This window comes from Carnobacterium sp., from assembly GCF_045617425.1.
GTDB lineage: Bacteria > Bacillota > Bacilli > Lactobacillales > Carnobacteriaceae > Carnobacterium_B.
This window is the reverse complement of record NZ_JAZLIO010000015.1, coordinates 19,892-39,520: the sequence shown is the minus strand read 5'-3', so window position 1 is coordinate 39,520 and position 19,629 is coordinate 19,892. Positions and strand designations below refer to the sequence as shown.

Annotated in this window: 20 protein-coding genes; 15 read left to right on the top strand and 5 right to left on the bottom strand. The window is 31.7% G+C overall.

Annotation, left to right across the window (positions count from 1 at the left end; all coding sequences use genetic code 11):
* The first annotated feature begins 193 nt into the window (after positions 1-193).
* Positions 194-412 carry a hypothetical protein gene (locus ACKI3H_RS07560; protein WP_407371669.1) on the top strand — a complete coding sequence of 73 codons (219 nt, stop codon included), beginning with the start codon at positions 194-196 and terminating at the stop codon, positions 410-412.
* A gap of 93 nt (positions 413-505) precedes the next feature.
* Here ACKI3H_RS07560 and ACKI3H_RS07555 read toward each other — a convergent pair whose 3' ends face one another.
* Positions 506-1,387 carry a hypothetical protein gene (locus tag ACKI3H_RS07555; RefSeq protein WP_407371668.1) on the bottom strand — a complete coding sequence of 294 codons (882 nt, stop codon included), beginning with the start codon at positions 1,385-1,387 and terminating at the stop codon, positions 506-508.
* A gap of 650 nt (positions 1,388-2,037) precedes the next feature.
* Between ACKI3H_RS07555 and chvE the strand changes: the two genes are divergently transcribed.
* The 4 genes from chvE to ACKI3H_RS07535 all read left to right on the top strand — a co-directional run bounded on the left by chvE (position 2,038) and on the right by ACKI3H_RS07535 (position 6,277).
* Entirely contained in the window at positions 2,038-3,120 is a 1,083-nt protein-coding gene (chvE, locus tag ACKI3H_RS07550) for a multiple monosaccharide ABC transporter substrate-binding protein (protein WP_407371954.1), read from the top strand.
* Positions 3,121-3,184: 64 nt separating this feature from the next.
* The gene (mmsA, locus tag ACKI3H_RS07545) at positions 3,185-4,714 is read left to right on the top strand and encodes a multiple monosaccharide ABC transporter ATP-binding protein (RefSeq protein WP_407371667.1); all 1,530 of its coding nucleotides are present in this window, start codon (positions 3,185-3,187) and stop codon (positions 4,712-4,714) included.
* Positions 4,715-5,932, top strand: coding sequence for a multiple monosaccharide ABC transporter permease (gene mmsB / locus ACKI3H_RS07540; RefSeq protein ID WP_407371666.1), 1,218 nt, complete (start codon positions 4,715-4,717; stop codon positions 5,930-5,932).
* Between the two features lie 27 nt (positions 5,933-5,959).
* Positions 5,960-6,277, top strand: coding sequence for a PTS sugar transporter subunit IIB (locus ACKI3H_RS07535; RefSeq protein WP_407371665.1), 318 nt, complete (start codon positions 5,960-5,962; stop codon positions 6,275-6,277).
* 1,112 nt (positions 6,278-7,389) lie between these two features.
* On the opposite strand, the gene ACKI3H_RS07530 is transcribed toward ACKI3H_RS07535, so the two are convergent.
* Positions 7,390-7,581, bottom strand: a complete 192-nt coding sequence (locus ACKI3H_RS07530) for a hypothetical protein (protein WP_407371664.1) — start codon at positions 7,579-7,581, stop codon at positions 7,390-7,392.
* 142 nt (positions 7,582-7,723) lie between these two features.
* Here ACKI3H_RS07530 and ACKI3H_RS07525 point away from each other — a divergent pair, with 142 nt between their 5' ends.
* A complete protein-coding gene (locus ACKI3H_RS07525) occupies positions 7,724-8,203 on the top strand; it encodes a DUF5626 family protein (protein WP_407371663.1) in 480 nt (159 codons plus the stop codon).
* Positions 8,204-8,219: 16 nt separating this feature from the next.
* Here ACKI3H_RS07525 and ACKI3H_RS07520 read toward each other — a convergent pair whose 3' ends face one another.
* Positions 8,220-8,735, bottom strand: coding sequence for a helix-turn-helix domain-containing protein (locus ACKI3H_RS07520; RefSeq protein WP_407371662.1), 516 nt, complete (start codon positions 8,733-8,735; stop codon positions 8,220-8,222).
* A gap of 875 nt (positions 8,736-9,610) precedes the next feature.
* Between ACKI3H_RS07520 and ACKI3H_RS07515 the strand changes: the two genes are divergently transcribed.
* The 5 genes from ACKI3H_RS07515 to ACKI3H_RS07495 all read left to right on the top strand — a co-directional run bounded on the left by ACKI3H_RS07515 (position 9,611) and on the right by ACKI3H_RS07495 (position 14,543).
* On the top strand, positions 9,611-10,087 hold the full coding sequence (locus ACKI3H_RS07515; RefSeq protein ID WP_407371661.1) for a DUF2975 domain-containing protein: 477 nt from the start codon (positions 9,611-9,613) through the stop codon (positions 10,085-10,087).
* Between the two features lie 15 nt (positions 10,088-10,102).
* Positions 10,103-10,315, top strand: a complete 213-nt coding sequence (locus tag ACKI3H_RS07510; protein ID WP_407371660.1) for a helix-turn-helix domain-containing protein — start codon at positions 10,103-10,105, stop codon at positions 10,313-10,315.
* Between the two features lie 113 nt (positions 10,316-10,428).
* Entirely contained in the window at positions 10,429-12,177 is a 1,749-nt protein-coding gene (locus tag ACKI3H_RS07505; protein ID WP_407371659.1) for a LytS/YhcK type 5TM receptor domain-containing protein, read from the top strand.
* Between the two features lie 2 nt (positions 12,178-12,179).
* On the top strand, positions 12,180-12,905 hold the full coding sequence (locus tag ACKI3H_RS07500; protein ID WP_407371658.1) for a LytTR family transcriptional regulator DNA-binding domain-containing protein: 726 nt from the start codon (positions 12,180-12,182) through the stop codon (positions 12,903-12,905).
* A gap of 159 nt (positions 12,906-13,064) precedes the next feature.
* Complete coding sequence (locus ACKI3H_RS07495; RefSeq protein ID WP_407371657.1) at positions 13,065-14,543, top strand: carbon starvation protein A; 1,479 nt, start codon at positions 13,065-13,067, stop codon at positions 14,541-14,543.
* 115 nt (positions 14,544-14,658) lie between these two features.
* Here the strand turns inward: ACKI3H_RS07495 and ACKI3H_RS07490 are convergent, their stop codons facing one another.
* Together ACKI3H_RS07490 and ACKI3H_RS07485 are read right to left on the bottom strand one after the other, a co-directional pair.
* Positions 14,659-15,288 (bottom strand): DUF975 family protein, encoded by a 630-nt coding sequence (locus ACKI3H_RS07490; protein WP_407371656.1) that lies wholly within the window; start codon positions 15,286-15,288, stop codon positions 14,659-14,661.
* Positions 15,289-15,571: 283 nt separating this feature from the next.
* Positions 15,572-15,937: a phage holin family protein gene (locus ACKI3H_RS07485; RefSeq protein WP_407371655.1), complete on the bottom strand. Its 366-nt coding sequence runs from the start codon at positions 15,935-15,937 to the stop codon at positions 15,572-15,574.
* A 227-nt stretch (positions 15,938-16,164) separates the two neighbouring features.
* Between ACKI3H_RS07485 and ACKI3H_RS07480 the strand changes: the two genes are divergently transcribed.
* The 4 genes from ACKI3H_RS07480 to ACKI3H_RS07465 all read left to right on the top strand — a co-directional run bounded on the left by ACKI3H_RS07480 (position 16,165) and on the right by ACKI3H_RS07465 (position 19,564).
* Positions 16,165-16,524 (top strand): helix-turn-helix domain-containing protein, encoded by a 360-nt coding sequence (locus tag ACKI3H_RS07480; protein ID WP_407371654.1) that lies wholly within the window; start codon positions 16,165-16,167, stop codon positions 16,522-16,524.
* Positions 16,525-16,956: an ImmA/IrrE family metallo-endopeptidase gene (locus ACKI3H_RS07475; RefSeq protein WP_407371653.1), complete on the top strand. Its 432-nt coding sequence runs from the start codon at positions 16,525-16,527 to the stop codon at positions 16,954-16,956.
* Positions 16,957-17,555: 599 nt separating this feature from the next.
* On the top strand, positions 17,556-18,602 hold the full coding sequence (locus tag ACKI3H_RS07470) for a PTS transporter subunit IIC (RefSeq protein ID WP_407371652.1): 1,047 nt from the start codon (positions 17,556-17,558) through the stop codon (positions 18,600-18,602).
* Between the two features lie 35 nt (positions 18,603-18,637).
* On the top strand, positions 18,638-19,564 hold the full coding sequence (locus ACKI3H_RS07465; protein ID WP_407371651.1) for a 2-dehydropantoate 2-reductase: 927 nt from the start codon (positions 18,638-18,640) through the stop codon (positions 19,562-19,564).
* Positions 19,565-19,629 lie beyond the last annotated feature (65 nt).

Below are 19,629 nucleotides of genomic sequence, written 5' to 3'. Positions count from 1 at the left end.
TAAGGATAACGCTTTCTATATTTAAGGTAAACTAACTCGCTTTATGAATACTGAAGGCAGAGCAACTAAGTGTAAGTCATTGTTTACTTATAGATACATCATATGTTATAAATAAGTATTAAAAATCCTAAATATGGAGTTATGTAATGTGATGCTATATCTATCGAAAACATAAATTAAGGAGACAGTTTTTATGAAATCAGTAGTTATTTCAGTTACTAAATGTAGTTTGATGATTGTATTTTTGTACGTTATTAATACTATTGTTAGTTTTTTGTTTGGAAATTTAATACCTAATCCTGATGAAATGAGAGGAGCAATATTTATTTACTTTTTTATATTCCTAGGCGAGCTTATAGCTGCTTATTTGGGCATATATATTGTATTTAAAGTTGCAAAGATGGAAAAATAAATCCTAATCAAACAAAAAATATACATACTAAAAACACGACATTAAAAATAAATGGCGTGTTTTTTTTAATCTTATTGGGTTGTTGTCAATTTTTTAATATAAAATTTCGGACTCTTCGATTTTTTTTTGAATCTCTTCTTTGTTAGCTTCAAGTTTATTTTGCAGTTCTTTAATAGTTGTTCCAAGGTTTTCAAGCATTTCAATATTTCTTCCAATTTTATCTTTGGTATCCCAATCAGAAAAAATATTATCAAAGAAAATATCGAACGTTTTGCCCATACCGCTAAATTTTTCATAGCTAAGATAAGTATCTAAAGAAACATCTTTTAATTCCTTAGCATAATGTCCTAAGAGCTGTTCTAGTTGATTCATTTTGGCTTCAGCTTTATCAATTTTATTGTATTTCATCATATCGACGATAAAACTACTGTCTGTAAACATATCCCATGTTGAAAAAGAATCAGCTGAATCTAAGTCTTCTAAGGCAAAATCTATTCCATTCAAGACTCTTTCTCCGGCTGCAGAGGCTTCTTCAAGTTCAATCAATTCTTGTTTAAGTTGAGCACGATTAAGTTCTTCAGTACTAATTTTTTCACGGAAATCACTATCTTGTCGGTACAAAAGTTCTTTTAACTGATTGAGTTCAGCAGTGGTCTGGTTAATAGTTGATTGAACATTAGCTAAATCTTCTCTAGATTCTAACATTAAAGCTAAAGACAAATCTAATTCCATTTTGGCAGTCATTTGTTCTTGCATTTCTTTATCTAATCTTTTTTCGTAATTTCCAATTAACCGTTTCAAGAAAGTAGACAACGATTCAGTTTGTAATTTTTCGATATCTTCGCTTTCTTTATCAAAGTTTGCTTTTGCAGATTCATATCGTATAGTGTTTTCTTCAAATCTTATTTTTGAACTTTCCTCTTTTTTTAATAACGATTTTAATTTTGCTTGTAAGGCTTCATATTTTTCTATCATTAAACACACTCCTATGTACGGTTTTTTTTAAACGATAAAAGCATCTTTTGAGTCTATTATGAATTAAGAGGATAAGAATCTCAATAGATAAAAACCAATTTTAAATTTAAGGTTTTAAAAGAAACAGATTTTCTAGTATTTCTGCCACACAGGGGACAGAATAAAAAATTCCTTTATCAATGGTTGAATATTTAAACTTTTCCATAAGATTTTAAAATCGCATTTTCTAAAAAGATCTATTCGCTGAAATTTGTGCGAAAAAAGAAGATAAAGACTAATGGATATAGTTCGTGTGAATAGTTTCAGTTTAAGCAAATGTCTGTTTAATGTATTAACAAGCGAGCATAGAAGTTTCGAAAATATTTATACGTACAATATCATTAAAAATGTTTACATGTACGTATAAGTAAGTTATAATATTTTTATGAAAGCGCTATTAAAATAAAAAGTAGGAGAAATTAGAATGACATAATAAGATGCAATTGTTAAATTAATATACTGTTTAATCATTATGTTTTAAAATCCATAGTTACATTTTAAAAGGTGGTGGAGTAATTAAGTACAGTTATAAAGGTATTATTTTTAATAATGTGATAATTTTTAATAATAGAATATAAAATAAAAAATAGTGAGGAGAAATAATAATGACTATAAAGAATATGAAAAAAATGGTTTTAACTTTAGTAGGGCTTCTATCAGTTTTTCTATTAGCAGCATGTGGCAGTTCTGAAGCGGATGAATCAAAAGCGTATATCGGTATTTCTATGCCGACACAATCAGCGGAACGTTGGATCGATGACGGGAATAATATGGTTACAAATTTAGAAGAATTAGGATACAAAACGGATTTGCAATATGCTGAAGATGTTGTAGGTAATCAAGTTTCCCAAATTGAGAATATGATTACAAAAGGCGTGGATGTTCTTGTAATCGCTTCCGTAGATGGTTCAGCACTAACAGACGTATTACAAAAAGCAAAAGATGAAGGAATTGAAGTTATTGCGTACGATAGATTACTGATGAATAGTGAAAATGTAGATTACTATGCAACTTTTGATAACTTTGGAGTTGGAGTTTTAGGTGCATCATATATTGAAGAGGCACTAGGGTTAAAAGATGGTGAAGGACCCTTTAATGTAGAATTATTTGGCGGATCTCCTGATGATAATAATGCTGTTATTAACTTTGATGGTGTAATGTCTGTGTTTAAACCTTATCTTGATAATGGTCAATTAGTTGTACCAAGTGGACAAACTAAGTTTAATCAAATTGCAACGTTGCGTTGGGACGGTTCAACTGCACAGTCTCGCATGGATAACCTTTTGAGTGCAAACTATACTGACAAAACTTTAGATGCTGTTTTATCTCCATACGATCCTATTAGTTTAGGAATCATCTCATCATTAAAAGGTGTGGGTTATGGTTCTGATGACTTATCTTTACCTGTTATCACAGGGCAAGACGCTAATTTACCAGCAATCAAATCTATGGTAGCAGGTGAACAAAGTCAAACAATTTTTAAAGATACTAGAGAATTAGCATCTGTAACGATTGAAATGATTGAAGCTATTGTAAATGATGAAGAAGTAGAAGTTAATGACACAGAAACATATGATAATGGGACAAAAGTTGTTCCAACTTTTACGGTAGAACCGGTTTCAGTCGATATTAAAAACTATAAAGAGGCTTTAATTGATAGTGATTACTATACAGAAGCAGAAATTAATGAATAACAGATTATTTAAACTCTAAGTTATTCATATTTGAGAAACTCTATGTAAGTTTAGGAGGGATTATATGTCAGATATTATATTGGAAATGAAAAATATCACTAAAAACTTTTCGGGAGTTAAAGCCCTAGACAACGTTAGTCTTAAAATAAAAAAAGGGGAAGTTCATGCTTTATGTGGAGAAAATGGAGCAGGAAAATCTACTCTTATGAAAATTCTTAGCGGTGTTTATCCTTTTGGAGATTACTCTGGAGATATTGTTTATAAAGGTGAGATTTGCCAATTTAAATCAATTTCCGATAGTGAAGAAAAAGGGATTGTGATCATTCATCAAGAATTGGCACTTATTCCATTCTTATCAGTGAAAGAAAATATTTTTCTGGGAAACGAACAGTCAAAAAAGGGAATTATTGATTGGAATATAACAGAAAAGAAAGCATCTAATTTATTAAATATAGTTGGGTTAACCATTTCACCTAATGCTTTAGTTACGCAATTGGGAGTTGGGCAACAGCAGTTAGTTGAAATCGCTAAGGCCTTTTCTAAGAATGTTCAGTTATTAATACTAGATGAGCCGACTGCAGCTTTAAACGAAGATGATAGTGCAAATCTTTTAGAACTTATTAAGGAATTTAAGAAGCAAGGGATAACATCAATTATAATTTCTCATAAATTAAATGAAATAACAGCTATTGCAGATAATGTAACTATTATCCGGGATGGAAAATCTATTGAAACGTTATCAAATGAACAAATTGATGAAAATCGAATTATTAAAGGTATGGTTGGTAGAGATCTTACGAATAGATATCCTGATAGAGAGCCTAAAATAGGAAATAAAATATTTGAAGTGAAAAATTGGAATGTCTATCATCCACTTGATAGAACCAGAAAAGTGAATAATAATCTTGATTTCCACATTAAATCTGGAGAAATTGTCGGTATTGCTGGATTGATGGGGGCAGGAAGAACAGAATTTGCTATGAGTGTTTTCGGTAAATCTTATGGTTCTAATATTAGTGGACAAATTATTAAAGATGATAAGGAAATTAAAATCAATAATGTATCCGATGCCATTAGAAATCGTATTGCTTATCTTTCGGAAGATAGAAAAAACTATGGGTTGAACTTATTACAAGATATTAAAGAAAATGTTACATTGGCAAGTTTGTCTAAAATTTCGAATAAAGGCGTTATTGATAAAGAAAAAGAAATTATTGAAGCAGAGAAATACAGAGATAATATGAGAATAAAAACGAAAGATATTTATCAAAATGTAGGAAGTTTAAGTGGAGGAAATCAGCAAAAAGTTGTCCTAGGTAAGTGGTTGATGTCTGAGCCGGATATTCTTTTTCTTGATGAACCTACTCGTGGAATTGACGTAGGAGCAAAATTTGAAATCTATTCTATTATTGAACAGATGGCCAGAGCTGGAAAAGCGATTTGTATTATTTCATCAGAATTACCTGAGATATTAGGAATGTGCGACCGCATTTATACAATGAATGAAGGCCGCTTTACAGGTGACATCCCTAAAGAAGGAGCTACACAAGAAGATTTAATGAAACTGATGACTGCTGAGGAGGCAATGATTTAAATGGAAGAGACAAGTGGAAAAAAAGTACTATTACCAGAAAGTAATAAAGAGAAAAAAACAGCTAAAGACATTGCATTGGATATTCTTAGTAAATACAGTATGATTTTTATTTTAATTGCTATCTTAATTGCATTTCAAATTTTAACAGATGGTATCCTTTGGAAGCCATTAAATATCACCAACTTGATACTGCAAAATAGCCATGTATTAGTGTTAGCTATAGGAATGTTACTAGTTATTTTATTAGGAGATGTAGACCTATCAGTCGGATCGGTAGTCGCTTTTGTTGGAGCTGCCTCTGCTGTCATGATGGTTCAATGGCAATGGCATCCGATGGTAGCTATTGGAGCTTCTTTGTTACTTGGTGGAGTAATAGGAGCGTGGAATGGTTTTTGGGTCTCCTATATCGGTATTCCTGCATTTATTGTTACACTCGCAGGATTGCTTTCTTTTAGAGGATTAACGCAAGTTATTCTTGGCGGTACAACTCTTGCACCTTTTCCAACTTTTTTCACTAAATTGAGCTCGGGCTATATTCCCGATTTTCTTGGTGGGGGAGAACTGCATCTAACCTCTATCTTGATAGGATTGGTGTTATCATTACTTGCAGTTTGGAATATGTGGAAAGCACGTAAAAGAAAAAAAGATAACTTATTTGAAGTAGAATCCACAATCTGGTTTATTACTAAAGTAATCATTATGTTTGTTTCGATTATGGGATTAACTGCGGTTCTATCTTCATACAAAGGATACCCAGTTATACTAGTCCTTTTAGCAGTTCTAATTATGATTTATGGTTTTTTAACAACCAAAACAACTCTTGGAAGACAGATATACGCTATAGGAGGAAATCGGAAAGCTGCTGAATTATCAGGTGTTAAGACAAAGAAACTAACTTTTTGGATCTTTGTTAATATGGGAGTTCTCTCTGCACTAGCTGGTTTATTAGTAGCTTCTCGTTTAAATGCAGCTACTCCAAATGCTGGTAATGGTTTTGAATTAGATGCTATTGCAGCGGTATATATAGGAGGAGCATCTGCATCCGGCGGTATTGGAACAATACTTGGTGCAGTTATAGGTGGATTAATAATGGGGATTTTGAATAACGGAATGTCTATTATGGGAATTGGAATCGACTGGCAACAAGCTATTAAAGGTTTAATATTATTACTAGCAGTTGCGTTTGATGTTTACAGTAGAAAAAGAAAAGCAACTTAACAAATAAGGATTAGGAGTGGATGACTTTTGGAAAATAAAACAATACTTCTTATCTGTACAGCAGGTATAACTACAGGATTACTTGTAAAAAAGATTCAAAAACTGATAGAAGATGAGGGTAAAGATTATCATATTTATTCAGCACCTGCGATTGTTGTAGAGAGCATTTTAAAAGAACAAAAAATTGATGCTTTATTAATGGGTCCCCAATCCCGATATGAAATATCAAGGTTAGAAGAATTACTCAATTATAAAAAGGTGCCGTATAGACTAATTGATAATGAAGATTATGAAATATTGAATGCGCAAGCCATTTATACTAAGTTGAAGACGATGATCCAATAAAGATAGGCAGAACTAAAGCATTTTTCAAAGATTTCATAACTAGAATAGGTAAGTCAACAAAAAAATGTTGACTGCCTATTTTTTACGTGTAATTTGTTAATCTTAAATAGATTTTGGTCGCTTAAATGAAGTTCTATTTTATAAATGACTAAGTAATAAAAAAATATAAGCGATTACCACAAATGGTGAACAAAAAATACATCACAAAAACTAATAGGTGTTGTTGTCACGTACTTATTTGATTATATATTCCCTTCGATTATCAGAGAGATAGAGGATGAACTAAGTAAAAAAGCTATGCTTTACTACTCTCTAGCACGAAAAATAATAGTGAAAATGAAAAAAGAGTTTGGAAATGATGATTGAAAAAAATATTGATGGTTTAATCGTTGAACCTACAAAAAGCCGGAATTAAATCCTAATCTAAACTACTAGTTTCGTATGCAATAAAGAGTTATACCATATGTGTCTATCAATGCTTCATATGAAGAACTGAAAGCGCCAATGACAAGGATAGATGACACGTTAGCAAGTGAAAAGCTGACTGCTCATTTGTTGTAATTTGGTTATACGCGTATTTGAATGATAACAAAAACAGATGACTTACAAGGGAAAGATCGAATGAAAGGATTTGTTAGAGCTCATTGCAAAAGTAACAAAATTATTAATAGCAGATTGATGGTTACCTTTGACACTTATAACATAGGAGGACGACCAGAAAACTTTTCCATATATAAAAAAGAATTAATAGCAGATAACCAGATGGATTTATTTCATCTGGTTTTTAATCGATATTATCAGTAACAGTAGACTTGTACCTAAACGAAAAATGCAAAGTAATCATGGGTTGTTTGTTACGTTTAATGATTTATTTAAAAATAATTAAATGGATTAAATAATTCGAATAAAAGAACAAAAATGTTTCTTTATAAGATTTTTTAAAAGATACTTTATTTTAAGGAACTTATATAATACAACTAGTAAAATTATTAACGTACATATTAAGGAGTAACTAATAAGAATTAACAGTATATATAAGAGTATTTCCATTTGATCACTTCATTCCCTCAAACTTTCCATTATTTTTATCGAGTTGCTCATCTTTAAAACAACTATTTTTCAGTTATTTCTTTAAATGTACTAATCTTTGCATAGATTGAAAAAACTAGTACAAACAATAAACTAATCCATTCTTTAATACCTAATACAGATAGAGTTGAATCATGTAAAAATAGTAATAAGTAGAGTAAACACCCAATATCTAAAAGAATGATGCTCGCTACTTGTAGTCTATAAATGCTCAAACTAATACCTCCTATCTAGAATGAATTTTAACCGAATTCAGCATAAATGGTATAAGAATAATCACTTGAAAAAAAGTTTAATCAATACAATTATTTCTGTTATATTATAGTTGTTATTAAAAAACTATCTGGAGGGATTTATTTGAAGAAATTAGTCTTTATTTTAGGTTGTTTTACTATTTTTTGTTTTGGTGCTAAAGATGTACAAGCTGCAGATACAACTGCTTTAACTGAGAACACTGTCAGCTATGATTTGGAAAAGGGTGGCTTACAACAGTTTGAAGTTGAAAATGATTTAGGTGAAATCTACACTATTACAGTTGAAAAAGAACCACAATTTTTATTAGCAGCAAGTAGTGTTAGTAATGGTACATACAAAATTACAAAAGAGCGAGCGTTACAATGGAAAGCAAGTTATAAAGTTGATGTAAGCAATAATAAAATTACTCGAGCTCACTCTGGTTCAGCGACTGCTTATATTGGAAGCTTTAAAAGTTTGCTTTTAAAAGTTGATAGTTCTACGCAAGCTACTTATTATTTAAAACGAACAGTATTGGGTCTAGAATCTTATATAAATTTAAGAGCTAAACTATCCGGAAGCAGCATTGCTATTACATATTAATTAAGTCAGATTTTGTTTATTCGCCAAGGTATTCAACTGTGGTTGTTCCCCATCCTAGGTAGTCTCCAACAACACTGTAAATAGCAAACAGATTAACAAATAGACAACAAGCACACGCTAAGTAAACAAACTTATACAGTGTGTTTGTTTGTTTATTTCGTTTGATTACAACTGGAGCCACAAGAAAACCTAATGGAGGAATCAAACATCCAATAAAAGCAATGGTTAATAATAACAGGCCCTCATCTTTTTCAATAAATCCACGAATAAAATCTAATTTTTGATGATTTTCTTCAATCTTAACTTCATTTTCATGTATTTTATTTTTAAGTTTTTGATTTTCTTTAAGCAAATCATCAATTGAAACTTCATAATACACACTTAATTTAACTAAATTATCTAAATCTGGATAACCATTGCCGGTTTCCCATTTTGAAATAGATTGTCTTGAAATTTGTAAATGTTCAGCAACATCTCCTTGCGAAAATCCTTTGTTCACTCTACTTTCTTTCAAGCGTTCACCTAGGGCCATATGTGTTCTCCTTTTTGATGATTTTTTTCTATCATACCGAAAATAACGGTTGTTGACTATCAACTATTGGTTGCTTTTAGCACCTATTGGTTTACATAGAGGGTAAATCAGAATAATAGAGTGGTTAAGATGTAATTTTCTATTTCCAGCTACATGTTATTTAGGTAAATAGTTGAATCAGTAGCCATTTCCAGAATAGTATAATGATAAACAGTATTTATTTTATTAGTAACTTAAAAAAAAAAGCTAAGGATAGTAAATATAGCCATCTATATTAGTCAATAAGGTATCAGAAGTTGAGTCTGAGGAAACTCTTGAATTTATTTACGTCAAAAATTTGCGCAATTTGCTTTATCTGAAATATTGAATTCGATTATTTTTTCAAGTAATGCGAAATCAAGCGGACTGTTCCACTGGATCGGTAAAAATAGGCTGATTCCATGCAACTCTTGGTTTCAAGCTAGGGAAAGTCTTTAATACCCAATTCAGTACTTCTTCTATTCGTTTTCGATTTTCAATATTATCAATTTTTGACAAATAATCCGAAAAGTTTCTATTTTATCCCCCTAAAATAATTATATTTTAGAATTGGTATCTCATTATAGTTATGAGTAATTATTATGTAAAATAAGTTAAAAGGAATACCGCTTACCTAATCCTTATTTAACTATATATTTTACAATTGGAAGAGTCAAATTTCTATTATAAACTGCTGATTACTTGAAACTAGTAGTCGTTATATAAGAGTCTACTAATTTTAATATGTTAAAAAGTGTCTAACAATTTAAATATATCTTAAAATAATATTTATTTATTGATAATCAATAAATAAGGTGCTAAGATAATTGTTATATTAAGTAAGGGAGGCTTTATTTATGAAACGAGGTACAACAATTTTTTTAAAAGCAGCGTTAATTTTAATCGGTCTTCCTGTTCTTTTTTTGAGTATAGTTGGATTTATTTGGTTAATGAGAAATCCGGCAAATCCAAATTATGATCAATTACTCTACCCTATTGTAATTGGTATCTATGTATCTGCCATACCGTTTTTTATTGCTTTATATCAAGCTTTTAAACTGTTAACTCATATTGATAGGAACCAAGCGTTTTCTGATCTATGTGTTAAAGCGCTTAAAAATATCAAGTTTTGTGCTTTAATAATCTGTGGTTTATATGTGGGAATGATGCCATTTGTTTTTGGTGTAGCTCAAATGGATGATGCACCTGGGCTTGTTTTAATCGGAATGGTTCCAGTCTTTGCATCGTTTATTATCACAGTCTTTGCAGCAGTTCTTCAAAGACTGTTACAAGAAGCCATTGATATAAAAAAAGAAAATGATTTAATAGTCTGATCTGAGGTGAGTAATATGGCAATTATAATTAATGTTGATGTGATGTTGGCCAAACGCAAAATGAGCGTAACAGAACTTTCAAATAAAGTAGGTATTACGATGGCGAACCTTTCTATATTGAAAAATGGGAAAGCAAAAGCTATTCGATTTTCAACTTTAGAGGCGATCTGCAAAGCATTAGATTGTCATCCAGGAGATATTTTAGAATATAAAAAAGATGAGCAATAAAATAAATAAGATACCAGAGCTTTGCATCAAATGATGTAGAGCTCTATTTATTTGTGTGCATAACTAGTTTTTGTAAGGTAAACTAAAGGCATCAAACTATAGGAAGTGAAAAGATGTTCAACTTATTTATTTTAATGCTTGAACGTGGCGGATTAATTATTATTTTGGCCTATATATTAATGAATATCCCTTATTTTAAAAACCTTTTAGGAAATCGAAGAAAAGTAAGTACGATGGTTCAGCTGATTATAGTGTTTGGAATATTTGCTATCATTTCTAACTTTACTGGGATAGAAATTCATGGCAATCAGATTATGATTGATGAACCGTTTTCTGATTTATCACCTCATTCTTCTTTGGCGAATACCCGTGTGTTAACGATTGGCGTAGCAGGTTTGATAGGAGGGCCGATTATAGGTATGAGTGTGGGTATTATTTCAGGTACTGTACGCTATCTCCAAGGCGGAATGGATGCGTATATCTATGTGATGTCTTCAATTTTAGTTGGCTTATTTTCCGGGTTATATGGGTTAAAATCTATCCGGAAAAATACATATCCAAAAGTTGGAGAGGGTCTTGCCATTGGTGCAGCAATGGAAGGCATTCAAATGATCAGTATCATTTTTCTCAGTACACGATTTCAAGAGTCAATAGACCTAGTGCAATTTATTATGTTGCCAATGATATTGACGAATAGTATGGGTACTGGAATTTTCTTATCGATTATGGATTCAACATTGCGGCAAGAAGAACAAACAAGAGCTGTCCAAACGCATGACGTTTTCCAATTAGCTAATGAAACGATGCCTTACTTTCGTTCAGGCATGAATGAAGAGTCTTGCACACAAGCAGCAAAAATCATTCAAAGGTTAATCAAAGTTTCAGCCGTTAGCATTACCAACAAAGATAGTATTTTGGCACATGTTGGTGCAGCCAGTAATCATCATTTTCCTTCTAAAAAAATAGTAACTAGCTTATCTAAAGAAGTTTTACGAACTGGAGAAATTAAAGAAGCACATTCTCATGAAGAAATTGGGTGTGATTATCCAGGCTGTCCACTAGAAGCAGCCATCGTTATTCCGTTAAAAATCAAGGAGGAAACGATTGGAACGCTAAAATTATATTTCACTGATGCTTCAAAGTTGACCTTTGTCGAAAGGCAATTAGCAGAAGGTCTAGCAACTATATTTTCCAGTCAAATTGAGCTTGGAGAAATGGAATTGCAAAGCCAGCTCTTACAAGATGCAGAGATTAAATCGTTACAAGCTCAAGTAAATCCGCACTTTTTCTTTAATACGATTAATACCATTTCGGCACTGATTCGTGTAGATAGTGAAAAAGCGCGTGACATGCTACTGCAACTGAGTACCTTTTTTCGGTCAAATTTGCAAGGAGCCAGAACGAATGTGATTCCTTTAGAAAAAGAACTCCTTCAAGTAGAAGCTTATATGAACTTGGAACAAGCACGTTTTCCAGATCGTTATCAAGTCGACTGGAACATAGAAAATGGATTAAAAAATATACTATTGCCTCCGTTTGTTATTCAAATATTGGTAGAAAATGCATTCAAACATGCATTTAAAAGTCGTAAAGTGGATAATCGTGTTCAAGTAACAGTCAATAAGATAGGCCATGAAATTTTTGTTAGTGTACAAGATAATGGATATGGAATAGAAGAGGATAGGATTGGACAATTAGGCAAAGAAAGTGTTCCGTCTGAAAAGGGGACCGGTTCAGCTTTAGAAAATTTAAATAAGCGGCTTATCAGTTTATTCGGAGAAAGAGCTCAATTGAACTTCGAGTCTTCAAAGCAAGGAACCACTGTTTCTTGTAAAATACCTTATCAAGGAAAGGAGGGATAATCATGCATACTTTAATAGTGGATGATGAACCTTTAGCTAGAGATGAATTGGCCTATTTATTGGAACGCTGTGCAGGAATTACAACAATCATTGAAGCTGAATCTATTGAGGAAGCTTTAGAAAAAATGCTGCTACATGAAATTGATTTAATTTTTTTAGATATTCATTTGACCAGTGAAAGTGGTCTGACGTTAGCAAATAAAATCAATCAGTTAAAAAGGCCTCCTATGATTATTTTTGCGACAGCTTATGATGAATATGCAATCAAAGCATTTGAGTTAAATGCAACGGACTATGTTTTAAAACCATTTGAGTTGTCTCGAATTCAGCACGCTGTGCAAAAGGCGTGGGTTAGTTATCAAAAAGAACAGATTCATTTGCAAGAGAATAATCCAGAATGCTTGAAGACGATTCCCATTCAAATGGATGAACGCATTTATATTGTTAAAATCGACGACATTATTGCAGTTGCTGTGGATAATGGCATCACAACTATTTACACAATTGAAAAAGACTACATTACAAATGAACCGTTAAATGCTTATGAAGAAAAAGTAAACGGACATGCCTTTTTACGTGTGCATCGTTCCTACTTACTTAACGTGAAAGAAATCCTAGAAATACAACCGTGGTTTAACCACACATTTCTTGTTACGATGAGTAATCAAGCTAAAATTCCTGTGAGCAGACACTATATGAAGCAATTTAAAGAAGAAGTAGGGTTGTAATGGCTTATTAATTGATGAATTTGAGAACTGCAGGCGAGCATTTTAGCCTGCAGTTTTGCTATGTCGGCTTAAAATGAATCTTAAACCTCATTTTTTATAGTACAGTAGGGCTATTATAAAATGGATTTTTTATTTAATACTATAAGGAGGTAAAGTAATATGAGTACATTGTTGGGTGGTATTGCGTTATTAATTTTAGGGTATTTTAGTTATGGAAAGTATATTGAAAAGAATTTTGGGATCGATCCGGATCGTACAACCCCTGCAGAAGCATTAAAAGACGGCTATGATTTTGTACCTATGTCTAAATCGAAAAATGCTATTATTCAGTTATTAAATATTGCAGGAACGGGACCTATATTCGGACCAATAATGGGAGCGCTTTATGGACCGGTTGCTTATATTTGGATTATTGTAGGTTGTATTCTAGGAGGGGCAGTCCATGATTATATGTTAGGCATGATTTCTTTACGGAATGATGGCGCCCATTTACCGGAATTAGCCAGCAAATACTTAGGAAAACCAGTAAAACATGTCGTGAATATTTTTTCTATGCTTCTTTTGATGTTAGTCGGTACTGTTTTTGTTACTTCACCAGCTAACTTGATTGAAAGTATTACCCCCAATTGGTTAACTTTAGGGGTAATTATTGGATTGATTTTTCTTTATTATCTAATTTCAACTATTTTGCCAATCGATAAAGCAATGGGAGTTGTTTATCCTTATTTTGGTGCTATTTTGATTATTAGTACATTAGCTATTGGATTAAGTTTAATTTTTGGTGGTCACACTATTCCAAACTTAACACCAAGTACGATGCAAAATTTCAATCCAGAAGGTACACCAATTTTTCCTGCGCTATTCTTCACCATTTCTTGTGGAGCTTTATCTGGTTTCCATGCTACACAAGCGCCAATGGTTTCAAGAACATCTAAAAATGAAAAAGAAGGACGCTTTACTTTTTATGGCATGATGATTGCTGAAGGTGTAATTGCAATGATCTGGGCAGCAGCTTCTATGTCTTTATTTGATGGACAGACCCTTAGCCAAATGATTAATAATGGGACTCCTTCTCTTGTAGTCAACCAAGTATCTTATATGTTGCTTGGCAGTGTATTTGGGACAGTTGCAATTATTGGGGTAATTGTGTTGCCAATTTCTTCAGGGCTTTCTGCGTTTAGAAGTTTACGAACAATAACTGCAGATTACTTGCATATTAAACAAGATACACTGAAGAAGGTATTAATGGTGACCATTCCTTTATACATTATTTCTTTAATTCTAACGCAAGTTGATTTTAATAGCTTATGGAGATATTTCAATTGGGCAAATCAAGTTACGGCAGTAATTTCTTTATTAGTCTCAACACGTTACCTGTATTTGAAAAATAAAAATTACTTTGTGACGCTTCTTCCAGGAATATTCATGCTTTATGCTTGTGTCGTTTATATATTTAGTGAACCAATTGGCTTCGGCATGGGATTGAGCACATTAACGTATATCTTAAGTACAATTTTAACACTAGGTATAATAGTACTTTATTGGGAAACTGGTAAAAAGCAAAAAAGAGATTTGGATCCATCAGATGAATTATTGAACGATCAATTGCCAATAGGTACATTTTCGTCACATAACTAATAAATAAAGTTAAAGGATTAGTAAACAAAAAGAGCTAACTTCCGTTTTAAGGAAGTTTAGCTCTTTTTGTTTTAGTAACTTTATCCATAGATTAGTTAATGGGTTTAAATAACTTCTATGCGATAGAAACGTTAACATTTGCTAATAATTTCATACGTTCATCATAAAACTTAGCATAAACTGTCCATTTGTAGGGTGTTAACCAGATATAAGGTATGCCAAATGTGAATAATGCTAAAATATCCCAAAGAAGAAAGGATAAATCCATTATAAACCAATCCATCTTGAAACCTTCCATTAACTCTTCACTTTTAGAAAGTGCCTCTTTATAACTTATATCTTCATTGTCTACCAATAGATAAGAAACAAGAGAATAAGAGTAGGACTTATATATACCAGGTATAATTAAGAATAGAGACCAAAATAAGATAGAGATTTCTCTTAGCCACATAGTTAAGATATAACGGGTACTATGATTTTTTACTGCTTCTGCTATATCTTTTTGAAAAGAAACAGCTTCATGTCGATTAAGTTTCAAGATGATTGTGTCAATAAAAGGTGAAAGGGAAGAAACAAGAATACTGACAATCAGTGAAACAATAAAACTAGTAAAAATAGATGAATCGTCTTCTGATAATACGCCATAAATATCAAGTATATTGGGAACAATAGTGACTAATACTATAATGAAAAAGTGCTGTTTTAAGGTATCTCTTGCAAGCCCTTTTATGTATTTTCTGTCCAAATAATTCTCTCCTTTTTTTATTTTTTAAATCTATTTATCTTTTCCGTTAGTTTACCAAAATACTATAAAAGTTAAAAGAACATCTTTTATTTTTCGGAAATATGAACAAATAATTTGAAATAAAAAGCGAAACCTTATAAGCAGAAGAGTCCGTTTGTTCCCACCAACTATGCGAATTAAATCATTTATAGTATATTCCACTAATTATCCTCCTTTCTAATCAGCTTAACCTAGATTGAGTGTAAACCTTGAAGCAACGTAAAGATCAAGTATTAAAAAAAGGCTATTTAAATTTATCTATATTCTTTTTTATAAATTCAGGTACGGGAATACCCATTGCAGTTAAATTTTCAAGGACGGATATTCCATAATGAGCAATATAAAAAGAGATGATAAGTCGAGAATATGAATGGAATTCAAATATAGAACAATAAATGTAAAATGTTAAAACAAGTACAATAACTAGTCCGTCTTTTATTACTCTTTTTCTATTAATGACATGAGTTAATTTTGCGGTTCTATTTGATAAATATGAACTGATGATATCCGTAAAAAAATCGACAAAGATAGTAATAATCAGAAGGTATACGTAGGCATCTGCATAGGGTATGATGGCTTCGTAAAAAATACTTAAAATAGTAGAATTCATAATATCGCTCCTTTTTTTAATTACACTTAACGAGTACTTTTTTCGCGTAATTAATATTAGATATCTTTAATTCCAGTTTTTTTTATTTTTATACTCGTATTGTGTAATTAGATAGTACTACTCACGCTGTTATTAGTCAATAAACTATACTCGTTAAATGTAAAAATATTTTAATTTAGTTTCGTTTCGTGTAATATAGAGATATAAAATAGTAATAGAGGTGTACTATGGATATTTACAAATTAAGGGGATTAAGAAAAGAAAGACGCTTAACCCAAGAAGATATGGCTCGTATTCTAGAAGTGGCCCGAACAACCTATGCCAACTATGAACAAGGTACGAGAGAACCGGATAATAAAACACTTAATAAATTAGCTGATTATTTTCAAGTTTCGACAGATTATCTTTTAGGTCGTGATGTCCCAAAATGGGCAACTCCAGAAGATTTAATTGATTTAGAAGAGATGTTAAATGATAATGTTCATATGGCTTATGGTGGAGAAGATTTGACGGAAGAAGACAAACAACGCGTACAGGATGTTTTGGCCGCTGTTTTTTGGGATAGAATGAAAAAAAGAAGGGATTAAATGTTTGAAAAGTGGTATGACTTAATTCAACAGTTATATAAAGAGTTTAAAACCTATGATCCGTTTGTTTTAGCAGAAAGTAAAGGGATTGATGTTCTTTTTGTTCCTTTTGGGGAAACACCAAAAGGAGAAACGGTAAGATTCAAAGATGAGACAATTATTTTATTGAATGAGCAATTAATGGAAGAAAACGAACGATTTTTTGTATTGGCTCATGAGTTGTATCATGCAATTGAGCATGAACAGCTAAGTGCCTACTATACAACTCAAAGAAATGGAAAAGGAACACTTGAAAGAGAAGCAAATATCTTTTCTGGTCAATTAATGATTAAAATGTATGAAGAAATTTATGGTTTTCCACCTGAAACTTTTCAAGATTTACAAAACCAGTATGGAGTTTCAGAAGAATTAGAAGATTATTTAACCAAATAAGGTTAATGAGAATTTTTGTAAAACAAAAGAAGCTAACAGAATAATAAACAATGGATACTCATTTGAATATATACTAATTCTTTTAGTTTGTAGAGGCTGGGACAATAGTTCCAGTCTCTGATTTTGTATTCTGATTCAATTTCTTTCTATTATTACTTTTTAACTTTAATCAACATAGAAAAATAATGAAAATGTAAATATTTAACTATACACTATCAAGAGGAGATATAAGGAATTTTATATTTTTCTTATACTGAATTATACATAGTTTGATAATTAATTAACAAATAAAAATGGAAATGTAATAGTATAACTAATCAGGAAAATATGTTAGGTTAAAATGTATGAAAAGGTAGAGTAGTTATTTCTAAACGTTTTTAAAACCTGAATTTAAAAATTTTTTAAAACAGACAAGCATAGGGATAGAAGAAATGAGTACTAGTTAATATAAAAAGTTATCATTAAATACAATGGAAATAAACTTGAAACAATATTTAATTTGTGATAAATTTAACTAGTAAAAAAATTAGTGAATTTTTGAACAAACAAATAAAATTTCATTATCTATTCATTTAATGAAAGAAGAAAGGTTGAGTTTGATGGAAGAAAGAGTAAAATATACTGGTAAAGATTATTTGAACAAAGTTTTAGGAGGAACAGCATCGGGAATCGTTATTGGGCTAATTGCCAATGCAATATTGGGATCAGTCTTTAAAGCACTTATTCCTTATGGTTCTATATTTGTACTATTGTCAAGTGTAGTAACAATTATGCAATTCATCACACCAGCTATTATTGGAGTTCTTGTAGCAACACAATTTAAAATGAATGGAATGGAAAGTGTCATTGTTGGTGCAGCAGCTTTCTTAGGATCTGGTGCTTATAAAGTTACCGAAGCGGGTGTTCAACTAGTTGGTATTGGAGATTTGATTAATGTAATGCTGGTTTCCGCTATAGCAGTTTTTGTTACACGTTTGTTGCAAAGTCGACTGGGTTCGTTGACGTTGATTCTTATGCCAATTATCGTTGGTGCTGGTGTGGGGACGATTGGACTAATCATGTTGCCATATGTTGGTATGATTACTTCTTCAATTGGAGAAGTAATCAATAGCTTTACAACTCTACAACCGTTATTGATGGTTATTTTGATTTCTGTAGCATTCTCAATTTTAATTATTTCACCAATTTCAACAGTAGCAATCGGAATTGCAATTGGTGTTGCTGGATTAGGAGCAGGGGCTGCTGCAGTGGGCGTTACGGCTTGTACAGCGATTTTGGTAATCGGGTCTTTGAGAATCAATCAATCCGGAACAACATTGGCTATTTTACTCGGAGCTATGAAAATGATGATTCCTAATTTAATCAAACATCCAAAAATAATGATTCCAGTAGTTATGAATGCTGTTGTCTCAGGTATAGGTGTGTATATCCTAACGATTCATGGTACTCCACAAACAGCTGGATTTGGAATTGTAGGATTAGTTGGACCTATTCAAGCCTTTAATATGGGAACTGGTTTGCTTAATGTAATATTAGCTTACTTTATAATACCTTTCGTTGGTGGATTCATTATTGATAGGATATGTAACAAATTCTTACACATTTATGAAGATGAAATCTTTAAATTTATCCCAGCTTCAAATTAATTAATAGACAATGATAAAAACGGAGGAATTTTAGAATGAAAATAGCAATTGCAGGTTCTGGAGCTTTAGGATGCGGATTTGGTTATATGATGCAAAAAAATGGAAATGATGTTGCATTAATCGATTTCTGGGAAGATCATATCAAGGCTATTAAGGAAAAAGGGTTATCCGTTACAGTGAATGGGAAAGAAGATAATGTAATCATCCCGATAGGTAAGCCAGAAGAAATTAAAGATACATTTGATACTGTCTTTATTTTTACTAAATCAATGGGATTAAGAGAAATGTTAGAAAAAATTAAGCATATGTTAACTGAAGATACAAAAGTGGTGTGCTTGCTAAATGGGCTAGGTCATGCGAAAACCATTTCAGAATACATTCCTCAAAAAAATATTATTATGGGAACAACCTTATGGACTGGAGGAATAGACGCTCCAGGTAAAACACATTTTATGGGAGAAGGTCCAGTTGAAGTTCAAAATAGTGATGCAAATGAAGCAGAAGGTACTCGTGAAGTTGTAAAAATGATGGCAGATTGTGGGTTAAATGGTGTCTACAGTCAAAACGTTAACTTTACAACTTGGAGAAAAGCTTGTGTGAATGGGACAATGAATGCTCTTTGCTCATTGTTAGACTGCAATATCAAAGAATTATTTGAAACTTCTCAAATTGAACAATTAAATAAAGAAATTGTCAGCGAATTTTCTCGAGTTGCAGAAACTGAAGGCGTACATATAGACGTTGAAGAAACTGTAAATTATTTAAAAGGAACAGCTGAAAAAGTTGGCGAACATTACCCTTCTATGCACCAAGATTTAAAAAATAAACGTCTAACTGAAATCGATTTTTTGAATGGTGAAGTCGCAAAACAAGCTGAAGTTAAAGGATTTGAAGCACCATATAGTCAATTGATTACTCAATTGATTCATGCAAAGGAAGATATATTAGGAATCAAACGTTAAAAATATCTCTTGAAACAGTTTCGAAGTAAAAACTTTGAAACTGTTTTTTTTGCTAAATATTTTTT